This is a genomic window from Paenibacillus sp. strain BS8-2, assembly GCF_054483835.1.
In genome coordinates this window covers 2177130-2190301 of sequence record NZ_CM137010.1, presented here as the reverse complement: position 1 = coordinate 2190301, position 13172 = coordinate 2177130, and the positions used below count along the sequence as shown (strand labels likewise).

Annotated in this window: 14 protein-coding genes and 1 pseudogene; 1 reads left to right on the top strand and 14 read right to left on the bottom strand. The window is 43.2% G+C overall.

Going from position 1 to position 13172, the window contains the following annotated elements; all coding sequences use genetic code 11:
* Positions 1-106: 106 nt before the first annotated feature.
* The 12 genes from ACX1C1_RS09655 to ACX1C1_RS09600 form a co-directional block, all read right to left on the bottom strand.
* On the bottom strand, positions 107-1615 hold the full coding sequence (locus tag ACX1C1_RS09655) for an extracellular solute-binding protein (protein WP_458956867.1): 1509 nt from the start codon (positions 1613-1615) through the stop codon (positions 107-109).
* A 27-nt stretch (positions 1616-1642) separates the two neighbouring features.
* On the bottom strand, positions 1643-2518 hold the full coding sequence (locus ACX1C1_RS09650) for a carbohydrate ABC transporter permease (RefSeq protein WP_458956866.1): 876 nt from the start codon (positions 2516-2518) through the stop codon (positions 1643-1645).
* Between the two features lie 21 nt (positions 2519-2539).
* Positions 2540-3232, bottom strand: a complete 693-nt coding sequence (locus ACX1C1_RS09645) for an ABC transporter permease (protein ID WP_458956865.1) — start codon at positions 3230-3232, stop codon at positions 2540-2542.
* Positions 3233-4146: 914 nt separating this feature from the next.
* The gene (locus ACX1C1_RS09640) at positions 4147-4602 is read right to left on the bottom strand and encodes an IS1096 element passenger TnpR family protein (protein ID WP_458956864.1); all 456 of its coding nucleotides are present in this window, start codon (positions 4600-4602) and stop codon (positions 4147-4149) included.
* A 6-nt stretch (positions 4603-4608) separates the two neighbouring features.
* A complete protein-coding gene (locus ACX1C1_RS09635; RefSeq protein WP_458956863.1) occupies positions 4609-4728 on the bottom strand; it encodes an SEC-C metal-binding domain-containing protein in 120 nt (39 codons plus the stop codon).
* Positions 4729-4853: 125 nt separating this feature from the next.
* Positions 4854-5204 (bottom strand): hypothetical protein, encoded by a 351-nt coding sequence (locus ACX1C1_RS09630; protein WP_458956862.1) that lies wholly within the window; start codon positions 5202-5204, stop codon positions 4854-4856.
* Between the two features lie 25 nt (positions 5205-5229).
* On the bottom strand, positions 5230-6615 hold the full coding sequence (locus tag ACX1C1_RS09625; protein ID WP_458956861.1) for a YecA family protein: 1386 nt from the start codon (positions 6613-6615) through the stop codon (positions 5230-5232).
* Positions 6616-6676: 61 nt separating this feature from the next.
* A complete protein-coding gene (locus ACX1C1_RS09620; RefSeq protein ID WP_458956860.1) occupies positions 6677-7435 on the bottom strand; it encodes an RQC-minor-1 family DNA-binding protein in 759 nt (252 codons plus the stop codon).
* A 36-nt stretch (positions 7436-7471) separates the two neighbouring features.
* On the bottom strand, positions 7472-7744 hold the full coding sequence (locus ACX1C1_RS09615; protein WP_458956859.1) for a hypothetical protein: 273 nt from the start codon (positions 7742-7744) through the stop codon (positions 7472-7474).
* 50 nt (positions 7745-7794) lie between these two features.
* The gene (locus ACX1C1_RS09610; RefSeq protein ID WP_458956858.1) at positions 7795-7968 is read right to left on the bottom strand and encodes a hypothetical protein; all 174 of its coding nucleotides are present in this window, start codon (positions 7966-7968) and stop codon (positions 7795-7797) included.
* A gap of 332 nt (positions 7969-8300) precedes the next feature.
* Complete coding sequence (locus tag ACX1C1_RS09605) at positions 8301-8693, bottom strand: type II toxin-antitoxin system death-on-curing family toxin (RefSeq protein WP_458956857.1); 393 nt, start codon at positions 8691-8693, stop codon at positions 8301-8303.
* A gap of 1 nt (position 8694) precedes the next feature.
* A complete protein-coding gene (locus ACX1C1_RS09600; protein WP_458956856.1) occupies positions 8695-8988 on the bottom strand; it encodes an AbrB/MazE/SpoVT family DNA-binding domain-containing protein in 294 nt (97 codons plus the stop codon).
* A gap of 252 nt (positions 8989-9240) precedes the next feature.
* Between ACX1C1_RS09600 and ACX1C1_RS09595 the strand changes: the two genes are divergently transcribed.
* Positions 9241-10155 carry a hypothetical protein gene (locus tag ACX1C1_RS09595; protein WP_458956855.1) on the top strand — a complete coding sequence of 305 codons (915 nt, stop codon included), beginning with the start codon at positions 9241-9243 and terminating at the stop codon, positions 10153-10155.
* Between the two features lie 351 nt (positions 10156-10506).
* On the opposite strand, the pseudogene ACX1C1_RS09590 reads toward ACX1C1_RS09595, so the two are convergent.
* Both ACX1C1_RS09590 and ACX1C1_RS09585 read right to left on the bottom strand, forming a co-directional pair.
* Positions 10507-10944 (bottom strand): annotated as a pseudogene (locus tag ACX1C1_RS09590) (DUF6884 domain-containing protein); the annotation flags it as partial.
* A 652-nt stretch (positions 10945-11596) separates the two neighbouring features.
* Positions 11597-12331 (bottom strand): NERD domain-containing protein, encoded by a 735-nt coding sequence (locus ACX1C1_RS09585; RefSeq protein ID WP_458956854.1) that lies wholly within the window; start codon positions 12329-12331, stop codon positions 11597-11599.
* Between the last annotated feature and the right edge of the window lie 841 nt (positions 12332-13172).

The following is a 13172-nucleotide window of genomic DNA, read 5'->3' as shown; positions in this document are numbered from 1 at the left end:
GAGCACTTCGAGGATGTGCGACCACGTTTAAGCGGGCTTTTATCGCCAATCCGAAAGATCATCAGAGAAAGCCCGGGAGAATCCCCCAGGCCCTATGTGACGCTAACTAGCCATTCATAAGCTCGTATTGCTCTTTAAACTCTTTCATCATTTGCTGTACCGTTGGATTAGCCTTCATTTGTTTTACGTATTGATCCCATTCTTCCATGCTGGCTTCGCCAGTCGTGACTTTCACGATTGTTGTCTCCAAATCCTTGAATACATCCGCATAACGGGCCGAATACGTTTCGGATATCAGCGTGTCGAACAGGTTCGCGGAAGTCAGTTTGATGTGCTCATCAATACTTTTAATTAACTCTTCTTCAAGGCCGTCAATCGTGAAGCCGTTTTTCGTAACGTCATTGTATGGTCTGTATTTGTTAAGGAACACGATCGTGCCTTGTCCCGCCTCTTCGTCACGCAGCTTGACCTGAGCTTCCGTATCCTCTACGATCTGGCCTTCTATGCTGTCGTAATGAACGCCTTCGATTCCATAAGTCATAAGGTTATTTATTTCCTCGGAAGCAGTTTTGTCCAGGTAAGCCAGAATATCCGGAACCTTCTCCTTTTCCACGCTGGAAGGAATGAGCCACATGCCGTAATAGCCCAGCTTTTGTTGACCCGTGTAGCCGCCCGGACCTTTGATCGGACTCAGGTTCATGAAGCTAGCGTCAGGAATCTTCTTCTGAATATCTACCGTATATTCGCCAGCAGAATGCAGAGGGGTGCTGTACATGCCGCCAAGTCCTTGGACAAGCATATTCTTCATGTCGCTGTTCTTCATCAGGAAGTATTCTTTCGGCATAACATCGCTCTCATACAGATCATTCACATACGTCAAGTATTCTTTATAGTTATCCGTCATCCAGTTCAATAACATCATATCGCCTTCGAATTGCGGCTCATGAACGCCGAACGCACCTTGCAAGGATAGACCTTTGCCGACTAATCCATACGTATCTTTTTGCCCGTTACCGTCTGGATCGTTCTCGCGGAAAGCAATCAATACTTCTCTTAATTCCTCTAACGTTGTCGGTGCTTGCAGATCCAGCTTTTCCAGCCAGTCTTTTCTCACCATAAAGCCGTCGGCATTTAATCCTACGGGATTCGGAATGCCATATATCTTACCGTTAATCTTCGAATTGTTCCAGATTGCTTCAGGAATTTCTGATATATTAGGGTAAGCGCTCAAGTCAAACTCGCTCAGATCATGGAAAGCCCCTTGATTGATGGCTTTGACCAGCGTAGCATCCTTGCTGCTGAATGCATGCACGAGATTCGGAAGTCCATTCGCCGCCATAACCAAATTGAGATTCTGATCATAGTTAGAAACCGGTACCACCTGAATATCCAATTTCGTGTTTGTTTCTTCTTGCAGCTTTTTGAATATGGTGCTGCTCGAAATATCCGCCGGAGGCTGGCCCCATACTCCTGCTAACATACTTATAGAAGTGGGTTCATTATTTCCCGACGCATTAGCTCCATCTGTTCCGTTGTTCGAATTATTTCCTCCGCAAGCTGTTAAGAACACAAGCATAGCCGATATCAAAATCGCCGATTTTTTTCTTCCGTTCATGGACATGACTCCCTATTCTATAATTATTTATCCCTTAACCGAACCGAGCAATACGCCCTTTGCAAAATGTTTCTGTAAGAATGGGTATACAGCCAATATAGGCAGCATAACTAACACAAGAGAAGCCATCTTGATCGTCTCGGATGGAGGCGGAACCCGGTTAAACTCCTCGAAATTAATCGACGAACCCATGCTGGTATTCGACTCGATAATCATCTGTGATAGAAATACCTGCAGCGGCCATTTCGACGGATCTTGGATGAAGAAAATACCCGAAAGATAAGTATTCCATAAGCCGACTGCAAAAAACAATGAAAAGGCTGCCATTATTGGCTTTGATAGCGGCAATATGACTTTCTGAAAGATCTGCAGGTCGTTAGCGCCATCGATATAAGCCGCTTCTTCAAGGCTTCCGGGAATGCTCTTATAGAACGACCGCACTACAAACAGAGCCCATGGATTCGTTAATCCCGGCAAGATCAAGGCCCACAAAGAATTCATTAAGCCAAGCTCTTTGACTAACAGATAGCTTGGAATTAAGCCTGCGTTAAAAAACAGAATGAGCAGCACCATGTAAGTGAAGAACTTCCACCCCGGCATGTCCTTTTTGGTCAGCACATAGGCAAAGGTCATCGTAAAGAAAAGATTTAATATCGTACCGACCACGGTAATAAACACCGTTGATTGGAGCGAATTCCACAGTTGGCCCGTACCTAGTACAAACTTATAAGCATCCAGAGAAAAGTCTTTCGGTATTAATATAAATTCTCCCTGAACATAGGTATCCGGATCCGTTAATGAAACCGAGAACACGTAGAAAAACGGGAATAACATGATTAATGAAATCAGAGTCAATGCGATATAGTTAACAACATCTCCAAGTTGGAGTTTTCCGTGCTTCATCGCTCCTTCCTCCTTTGATGATTAATACAATCCTTCTTCGCCGGCTTTTTTGGCAAGATAGTTGCCTCCTACCACAAGAATGAGTCCGGCCACCGACTTGAACAGTCCGACCGCAATACTATAGCTGAAGTTTCCGCTAAGAATACCTTGCTGATACACATAGGTGTCGAACACTTCCCCGACATTCTGCACCATAGGGTTCAGCATTAACAAAATTTGCTCAAATCCGACGTCCAGCAGATCGCCCAATTTCAGAATCATAAGAATAACAATCGTGGAGCGGATGGCCGGCAGGGTCACATGCCATATCTTGCGTATTCTTCCGGCGCCGTCAACCGTTGCGGCCTCGTACAATTGTTGATCTACTCCCGCAATCGCCGCTAGAAAAATGATCGTTCCCCAACCGACTTCCTTCCAAATGCTTTGCCCGATCAACAATCCGTAGAAGTATTGCGGCTCCGACAGAATGGATATTTCCTCAAACCCCATAACATTTAATGCCTTATTCAAAATCCCGATATCGAAGGAGAAGAATAAGAAGGTAAAGCTCACCACGATAACCCACGATAAGAAATGCGGCAAATAAATAATGGTCTGCGTAACTTTCTTGAACGCTTCCGCCCGCACCTCATTCAGCATTAAGGCCAGCACGATTGGTGCCGGGAAAAAGAAAATGAGATTCAAAACACTGATGGTCAACGTATTTCGAAGCAATGGCCAAAAGTCTCCATAGGTAAAAAATATCCTAAAATTTTCTAAGCCTACCCATTCGCTTTCCCAAAAACCTTTGAACGGATTGTAGTCTTGGAATGACAAGAGAATTCCCCACATCGGCAAATACTTCATAATAATGAAATACAAAAGACCAGGCAAAGCCATGAGGTACATCCACCGGTAACGAATGATTCGTTTCCATAGGACAGATGATCGTTTGGGTCTCTGGCTTGTTGATACATGGTGATCTAACGCCTCTAAGCTTGCGATTTGTCTCCCCCCCTTTCTAAGCTGCTCAGCAGCGGGTAAGACTAAATATATCAGAACAAAATCCGCCTTAAAGATTCAATATTCGATACATCCCGCAGAGAGGGAGAATCCTTTGCCAACAAGGTTTCGGGGCATCCATACGATCATTTCTTTACACTCGAATACACGCTTAAGTAAAGAAATGATTGCTCTCACGATCTTATCTGGAGGCCAGAAACGCAAAGAAGCTGCGCATGCTCGCAGCTTCTAAACAAACGTTCGTGCCTCGCGGCCGTATGATTTCCATAGCAAATTGTAGATGGCCCCTTTGCCAATCTCGCCCGTACCTTTTGATACCGCTGAACGTAATACTTCTCCATCTGGTAAAGTGTTCTGGTAAATTGATCTCTACCCGTTTGCCTTATCATAACCCAACCATCGCGTCTTAAAAAACTCTCCAGATCACTCCAACTAGGTATGAAACATCCTAGCGACAGCTTCAACATCATCTTCCAACAAGACGGAAATATTCTCTATTCACACCCAAAAGACACTTAACACGGCGTCTTCTCTGATGGTATTGGTGGAGGCGAACCGTGACTATACAAAACCAAAATTCGCCATTTCTACTGTTTAGATGGTCCGAAGTGGCATAACAATCCCAGTTAAGGTTCGTATTCGTCATCCTCGTCGACAACGCCGCCGTATTGATCAGGTGCCTTCCCTTTTGAATCCAAGAGAACAGGGAGTTTCATCCCTCTCAGTTCTCCATCTTCCAAATATTGAACGATGAACCTCCACTCATCACCATAGTCGAATAATAGCAACATCTTTTGCTTGGGTGTATGGAACACCGTGCTAACTTTAGCCTTCTTCACACCTGGGAAGTTCATCTTGTCACCCATATCGGCAAACAGCTCGTATCCTTCCTCCGACCGAGTCCAGTTTTTCAGATTATCATAAAATCCGAACGCATGATCCCTATCAAAATCAAACGCAGATAACGCAGCAGCCGCTAGATCATACAAACTCGCATTCTCTTGAACGGCGATTTTGCGATACGGTTTTCCACGAACCGCTCCATTCCAATCCGTCAAAGTAATCTTGTGAATTTTCGCCATATTTACTCAACCTCCTGCCGATCCGCAGCACTTTTTGTACTTCTTGCCACTACCGCATGAACATGGATCATTACGACCCGGAAGCGATGCTGGTCTCGCCGCAATAGACTGCTTTTTCTCTGCCATCGCCCGGCGTTTACCCTCACGCTTCATGTCATCATAATGTTTCGAAACGGTACGCCGTACCGCGGGAAAAGCAATCTCAAACGCCGCGACAAGCTCCTCCAGCTCCTTTTTCGTTATATAATTTTCTATACCCCGAACACTTCGACATACCCCATTGTTAGAGTCTTATCCAAATCTATTGAAGACTTGGACACAGAATCATATGACCGTAAAGGTAATGCGGAAGTCGTAAGCAGCGACTCTGTTCTCTTCTGCAAGGAATCAGCCGGAAGCCTTGCTTTTATTAGTTCTCTCACATGATTGCGATGCTTCAGGATATAAGGCTTCCACTCCTCCGGTATACCTTGCTTAAACTCTTTATTCAGTTTTGACTGATAGGCAGCCTTATGTTTCGCTTTAATCTCCTCAACCTTGAAATCGGGAATATTGAGTGAGATATCGCCGATTTTAATCGAATAGTAAGGATACATACTCACGAGATTACAACTCCAGTTCGTTTATTCAATTGGGTTTGCCGCTATAATAAGGATTATTAGATAATCCTAGCGCTACTCGCAAAAGATTCAGATCCGCCATTTCCGGGTTAGCACGATATTGCTCATACTCTCTACTCCTCACAAGCATTTCGGGATTCTCCTCAGGGTGCTTCTCCTCTCTAGCTAGGAACCATTGCAAAAGTTCGGGAAGGTGGCCATAGGCAGAAACCTCTTGTTTGGAGAGCTCCTTGTCTGTAATAATGTTGCAACCTTTAAAAACGAGATTCTTGGGCAATTGATGTGACTCTCTTTGTTCGTCGATTATAGTCAGACCGACAGCGCAGGCCATCTCCGAATCTAAGAGGTCCAGCATGGATTCCATCTCATCATTCCACCAACCGACGACAGTCACGATTTGTTGCTCGATCTCAATACGGCCCAGATCATAGGAAATCTGGATCTCATCCAGCCCAAGCCGCTTCCACCGGTCCGCCGGAATCATGTCGAATATCGCGTCCAACTTTTCTGCCCGACTGATCACGAATTTCTCCTGAACAGGATTCGCTCCAGGTACGAGAATAAATTGATCCTCCTTGTCCAACAGCATATCCGCTAAAAGCTTGAAATTCTCACAGGCATACTTACGCGTCACATAAACCTGCTCACTAGTATCATTTATACGTTCATTACGCCCTCCATACTCCTTCTCAACTCTGTGGCACATGTTTATCATGTCCGAATAGTTGCCAGCGATGATATCGGATGGCGGCAGCGTGCGGCCGGATGTCCGTATCGCTTCTTCTTGCAGCTCCCGCACCCTGTCTAATACCCTCGTTTTGACATTGGGATGTCCCCACATCATAGCCCCATGGATGCACCAATCATCAAAGAATGGCTCAATCATGCCGGCAGCTACCGACCAAGGTGGAAGCTTTACCATTGTTTCGCAATAAGGCATGTGATACCGTTCGCCGGACCAGATATCCTCGATTACCGTTCCGTGCTCATACAGATCGACCATCTGAAAACACGAAATCTTCATCGATCTCCACCTTTCAAGCATTTCCCTCTCTTCACCGGAATACCTCTTACCCCGTTCTTCCAGAAAGCAGTCGATTCCACGCATACCGTTATCATACTCACGAAAGAAAAACTCTCGCATGTTGCCAAACCCTTCTTTCAGATTACCCATAGAAGAGTCGAAGAGGTTATATTTCTGATGATCGAACGTCCACTCTCCGCCATTTTTCTGAGCCAAGAAGGAATAGAAGTCTCTTGTCAATTTATACTTCCGATCAAAAAACTGCCGTTCCTTCACCTGTCTCGACTGATCTTCCGATTGTTTCACCAGACAGCATTGCTTATACTTCTTCCCGCTTCCGCAAGGACAAGGGTCGTTTCTGCCCGCCATGTTCTACACTCCTCAATAATTTTATAGTTAGCCTGGATTCCCGGAGAAGCATGAATCTCCTCTACCTCTCGTCAGTGTCACCGCCATAACAATCGATACATTCGGTTGGCAGGTTTAGGCCCGAGTTCATATAATAGTCTGGATTCGTGTCGTCGAACAGGAAGACCCTCTCGCATGATTGACATATCAAGAATATGGGTTCACGCGAGCTGACGAGCAATGATTGAGCCCGCTCCGTTACGAGCTGTCTCCATTCCGAATCCGTCATTACATCGTTTTGCTTCAGCGCCTGGATTACGCGTCGAATTTCCTCTTTCACTTTTTTATAATCAATACTCTCCCACATCTTTAAAAACGGTATATACTTCTTATCCCCGGTACATAAAATCTTGTACAGAAACAAGAACATCATTCCTCGGTTGCGATCCTTGAAGTCATCCATACTGATCGGAGTGATATTGTTCTCCAGCCAATGATTCCACTCTTGTACAAATTCCTCAGCTCGTCTTTCCTTTTCAAGGGCCCAGCCAAGCGGAGTAAACACGATCATGGGAAGCTTGCCTATACGTTCCGTTTCCAGATATCCCGTCAGAATCATATGATCCACTTTGTCCATAATCTGTTCTAATGTAAGCTCCTTAAAATAACTATACGATGGGTTTCGATCCAATCCGAGCTCCAGCAGCTTACGAATCTTCGAGCCCTTCAAGATTTGCGCGAGCAGTGTCCTTCCTCCACTAGCAATGATATCATCGGCCGCGCGGAGAATGGTTTTGAGTTCGGCTTCAGGCAACGATTTCAAATATTTGTTCTTGGGCAATCTGCCATTCTCCTTCCAACGTGTATGATGTAATTGCTATTTTATAGTGGCATAGTACCGCATAAATTCTTCAAAATTAAACGGCAACTCATTTACATCCTGTTTATCAAAAAGGGACAACTCATCCACGAAACTTGTTTGCTCCCAGCCCTGCTGAGACAGAATGGAAGCATTCAGGCTGACCTCATCGGCATCTCTCTCCAATTCGTCCCATGTCAATCCGTATGCAAATCCCCAGCCCGTGCAGCCTTCAATATATGCGAAGCTCTCGTCAGACCAAATCTCTTGTTGCTCCTGTACGCGCCGCAATCTCCGCTCTTTGCCAGCTTGTCTACCATTAGCTGAAGCATTCTCGTTTTCTATAGCCGCCTGACGGCACGATCAGATAGCGGCACCCCTAGCATGCGCAGCTCCGTAATGGCCGTCCCCGTGTGAACGCCAAAATGCTTGCGATATCCGCGGATGTGACAGCTCCCATTATAGGTCTTGAGCCAGCTGTCCGCTGCTGATTGCAGCCGGCTCTTCCTATTCATTCATTCGTTTGACTCGCGGCGTATTGGATTGTTTTTTCGACCTTTTCCCCAACTGCGTCACTTCCTGTTAACCATTCATCTCGATTACCTGACTGCCGCCCCGACTTGCCAGCGCAACCGGCAAAGCATCTACATTACAATCGTCCTAGCGGCCAGCAATTGTCTTCCACTGCCCTTCGCCTCGGTTATAGAGCCTTTGTTCAACGTACGATGTAATGATGTGAAGCCAGAGACACTTACATTATACATCGTCTTTCAGCTGGTTTCGACTGTGACCGTCTACGTCCAGGATCAGGATGCTTTGATGTCACCCGAGCAAACGCCCCTACGAATCAACTGTCGACAGAATGTTCGTTTAATATGCTTGCTGTAGTGCCCAACGAATGAATTCCTTTTGCAATATCCACGATAAATTCCACTGCGTATTTACGTTCCATGCTTAGATATTTTCCATTCAACATGAGGAATGATTTTGTAACCAGATAGGCTGTCCGTTTATTGCCATTGTGGAAGCAATGATTCTTCACCAGAGAATCCAGTAGGGCAGCGGCTTTGTCAAATAAATTTGGGTAAGCATCTTCCCCAAAAACACTTTGCTGAGGTCTATGTACCGCAGATTCCAGCAGGCCGTGATCCTTTACACCCGCTTGGTCTGCGTCGTTCATTTTCTTCATCAAGAAGTAGTGGGCAGAAATAACCTCTTCTTTGGTTAGGAATGTTGTCATTTCATCTATCCCTTAAATCCTCAAGGATACCTTCATCTTCTTCAAACACGTCAAAAAACGCTTCAAGAACTTCTGGTCTTACATTATCGGGGAGTTGAACTTGCCGAACCTTTTTCAATACCACTTCACCACGATCATTTTCAATAAATTCAACCTCATCGCCTTGTGAGACATTCAACTTTTCAGTCAATCTTTTTGGCAAGCTTACTCCCAAGCTATTGCCCATTCTTCCGATTTTACGAGAATATCGCTTCACATTCTGCCTGTCATTTGTCACTTTGATCACACCATTCATATTTATTCTCCTTCCTATATTATGATCGACCTTCGAACAGTTATACCTTATAAATGTAACAACTTTATAACGTATATACATTTTATCAAAATTTTCAACACTTATAAAGCAAAAACCCGACCTCACGAGGTCGGGTTTTTCATATTGGTGGAGGCGAGGGGATTTGATCCCCTGTCCGAAGATCGCACCACATGACCCTCTTACTCCTACATAGCGATAGGGTTCTCTTTCCACTATTTCAGGACATGGTATATGGAAGAAACAGTTTTCGCGTTGAGACTCATGATGCAGCTCACTATACATCAAGTTAATATAATATTAGAAAATGTCGATAAAAAAGAAGTTGATGTATATTCAATTGGAGGCTCTCAAATGGATTATAGACGTGCAAGTCTAATTATTTTATTTGTTGGATTAGTAATATGGTTTGCATCCTATATATTTTCTCAAAACGTCTTCTCAGGTCTAATGTTAATAGTAGGTTTTTCACTTTTTTCCATTATGCCGTGGTTCGGCTTGCCTTTATCTATCATTATGTTTTTTATGACTAGAAAATGGTTGTCTATTGAAAGACTTTTATCCCTACTATTACTAATCCCGTTCCTGCTTACTGTGGCTATTCCAACCGTCAACCAAAGAATTGAATTATATAAAGAACCTACTGATTCAATCATACGATCGTATTATCAAACCTTTGAACTTTCACAACCTAAAGTCTTAGATCTATCAAACCCCTTTATTGAGTACACCGATCATAATAAAACAATGTTACTAAATATAAAGTTAGTACCAGAACTTGTAGCAAAGAAAATGGATATTTATTTAGAAGGTAATGCGGATGCTCCTGTCGATGGATATGCAAAACACTTTATGAATGTACTATCATTACAATTTATTACTCGTTCAAAGAGAATTAATGAAATTAATCTGCGGCCAAATCATTTAATCGTACACGGTTATTGGGGCACCGAATTACTGCTTGTCGTTCATTATAAAAAAGTTAAGAATGAATACATTATAACTGAACCGTTTCCAACTCTAAAATTAATCGAAGAAAATACCCAAGGTTATCTAGAGTATCAGAGCGATGGCATAGTTAAGAAACTCAAAGTATATGACAGGGAGGGGGAAGCATTACCTATCGAGCTAGAATTATCGGATTATTGATTTTTATGAAACAGCTTTTTTGTTGCCGCTCACATAAATCACGGCGATTTTCTCACTATACACTCAACTTTCGCAGGTCTAGGCTTATATTGTCAAATGTAATGACGTTTAAGCGCCAATACAAAAACTTAATTCATGATCACTGGATAATGAATAGTTTTCTCCAAAAAAACTTTTCATAGTAAACCTCGTAGCATTTAATAACGGACTCAAGCCAGTCAAGCATCACAAGCGCGATGCTTGGCTAAAAATGAAATGGTACAATGACGCATATTTACCTATCGCCATTTCTGAATCATTTGCTTTATCTATTACGTTTTTCTTCTCATTTGTTGAAATTGTAACATTACTGCCAAGCGCATTCGTAAGCTTTTGCAGCATGAATCCCAATCCCTTACAATCGCTAAGAGGAAATGTTAATGAGCTTTCCTTCTCAAACACCCTCGCGGCACGATCTATATAATGCTTTCCACTCAAAACCGTTATTTCCTTGAATTCAAGGAGTCCCTTTGTTCTAGCCTGCTCTTTTAATTGATCTAGACCTATTACTCCACTAGATGGCTTCACAAATGATACATTATAGCTTTCCCCAATAATTTCTTCAGGAAATAGAAATCCATGCTTCGCGGACAAAATAACCCAGTGGTCAAAAAATGCCTCAGCATATCTTCGACATGTCCCTGCGAATACCCCTGTATATACATCCTTAGCTTTCTGAGGCCCCGCAGTTGGTTGCTTATCCCATATTTTTGCTGAACCACAAGGGATGATACACAAACGTTTATCCATTATGTAATCTCCACCAACCTTTTAAAATTTTCCACTGACAAACCTGACTTATAGAGTTCGTTAACTTGCCAAAGCCCACTCTCTCTAATCTTAGTTTTTGGAGACGACAATCCTAGCCATGATTGGGAGCATGAGCACTCCTTACATGAAGACACAGTAGAAACAATTCTAGATTCAAAATAAAGCCGATCTTCCTTGTACGGAACTTCTAGCACTGTGAAAGAGAAACTCTCCCGCATATAGCTGCTAACCTGCTGCTCAATTGCTTTCTGATAGTCTGGCAAAATGAGGTGGCTATGATTACGTTTATTTATTGAGGAGGTGGCATCGAGCTCCCATACATCAAGATAAGGGTCATTCGCTCGGTGCAAGAGGCATCTTCCGATATTTTTGCGAAAAATACTCCTGTCTTTCTTCTCATTCGTGAAATGCTGCATGAGCCGTGAACGAAGTTGATTCACACCAGTATGTGTCCCAATTCGAACAATGCGATCACCACCATGACCTTGCTCTCCTTTTTCGAATAGGAGGTAGATTCCGTTTTGAGGAATTAGCTTTTTATCGAAAGTGAAATTGTACCTGGGTAATTGCCAAGCTAAATGATGAAGCCCGCTGCATAAGCTGTCCATAAAACCCCTCACAATCAAAATGTTTATGCCTTGCTGGTGAATCTGCATCTCGGATAGCTATTGCACCCCAAAAAAGAACCATTTTTTCCATTCCGTTTCATAAGTCGATTCCCACACCTTGGACAAATACCACTGTCAGTCATAGCCCTGTCTGTACGAAGCTTCCCTTTAATGTCCTTAACATGCTGTTTTCTCTCTTTGTTGCCCTTAATCAGCTTGGAAGATAGAACTTTTAATATGTTTCTCTTGTGTTCATCTGCAAGCAGTTCAACCTTGTACTTGTTAATCGTGGATACCAGTTGGGTCGAATAAACAACTTCCGTACTCATCTGTTCAAGCTTCAAATTCGCTCGCGTACTGAAAGCGATGATTGAAATGAAGGGAATCGAATCGTCCTCCAGCACATTTTCCAAAGCCTTGATGTGGCCATAATTTTGTCTAATCGGGTTATACAACTTCTCTTTACGCTTGTAAATAACTTGCGTCCAATACTCCGATTTCTCGTTCCCCACAATCCAGCCAGTATAATTTTTAGTTTCTATTACAAAGACTCCATATCTAGAAACAACTAGATGATCAATCTGTGCCGTCTTACCGTCAGATTGCTTGATCATGATATCATGTAACACCGTATATTCATTGGGATTAAGCCGTTTCAGCTTTGCTCGAATAGAAAATTCGCCAATCATACCTTTCAATTTTGGCGACTTGGAAATAATGAATAGGATTAAGAACAAGCCTGCAAGCAAATAAACCATCCGAGCACCTCTGCTTATTCAATCTGGTATTTATATTCGTTCAGTAGTTCGCTTTGAAATTTGGAGGCCCAACGCCGCCCAGACACTTCTGGCATAAACATATATTATAACTGGGTTGTCGATTACCAGCCAATCGCCCCAAATTGACATTTAAATCTCCTGCATTTCTGTTCGTAAACCAATTCTCTTGGGATATGCGAGTTCCAAATGTTTGTCGCTCTGCTTTACCTATGTATAATAAGACACTTGAACCGTATACAGGTTGTCCGTATATTTGATAAATTCCGTAATCTCTCGTATTGTCCTGAAGTTCCGAAAGCTCTTCCAGACTGTAAGGTCCGCTCCAATAAATGTGAATGTGCTTCATAATCAGCTCACTCCCTGTCAGTGAGATATAAGAATGTATCACTTCCAATTCTTCCGCTTTCGAACAAAATTTTCATTCGATACACTTCGACGATATGCGACTATTTCCCTGCTTTTAGGCAGAAGAAAAGCGCCTCATCGGGCGCCTCTCTCTTATTGCTAGGACTCAGGTTGGAATTCCAATGGACGCATCGAGTTCCAGCGATCACTGTATCGATCCCCTAATGATCTGACCTCCATACTCTTCACGACGGTCGTGTCATACAGATCACTGCTATCGTATCGTATGCCAGCTTTTTCTCAATCTTATCGTACGAATCGCCCAGTTTGACTCCTTGAATGCTGAATCCATCTGATTTCGATGTAGATAAACCCCATGATAATGATGATAACCACTAAAACGGCAACCACAACAATTTACGAGTAAATCAAGCATTTGGAACTACCGTGTACCGTGTATTCAGAACAAAGAACA

Coding starts and splice junctions, on each gene's coding strand:
- ACX1C1_RS09655 (WP_458956867.1), bottom strand. CDS start 1,615: ATGAACGGAAGAAAAAAATCGGCGATTTTGATATCGGCTATGCTTGTG.
- ACX1C1_RS09650 (WP_458956866.1), bottom strand. CDS start 2,518: ATGAAGCACGGAAAACTCCAACTTGGAGATGTTGTTAACTATATCGCA.
- ACX1C1_RS09640 (WP_458956864.1), bottom strand. CDS start 4,602: ATGGCGAAAATTCACAAGATTACTTTGACGGATTGGAATGGAGCGGTT.
- ACX1C1_RS09635 (WP_458956863.1), bottom strand. CDS start 4,728: ATGGCAGAGAAAAAGCAGTCTATTGCGGCGAGACCAGCATCGCTTCCG.
- ACX1C1_RS09625 (WP_458956861.1), bottom strand. CDS start 6,615: ATGGCGGGCAGAAACGACCCTTGTCCTTGCGGAAGCGGGAAGAAGTAT.
- ACX1C1_RS09610 (WP_458956858.1), bottom strand. CDS start 7,968: ATGAATAGGAAGAGCCGGCTGCAATCAGCAGCGGACAGCTGGCTCAAG.
- ACX1C1_RS09605 (WP_458956857.1), bottom strand. CDS start 8,693: ATGACAACATTCCTAACCAAAGAAGAGGTTATTTCTGCCCACTACTTC.
- ACX1C1_RS09600 (WP_458956856.1), bottom strand. CDS start 8,988: ATGAATGGTGTGATCAAAGTGACAAATGACAGGCAGAATGTGAAGCGA.
- ACX1C1_RS09595 (WP_458956855.1), top strand. CDS start 9,241: ATGGAAGAAACAGTTTTCGCGTTGAGACTCATGATGCAGCTCACTATA.
- ACX1C1_RS09585 (WP_458956854.1), bottom strand. CDS start 12,331: ATGGTTTATTTGCTTGCAGGCTTGTTCTTAATCCTATTCATTATTTCC.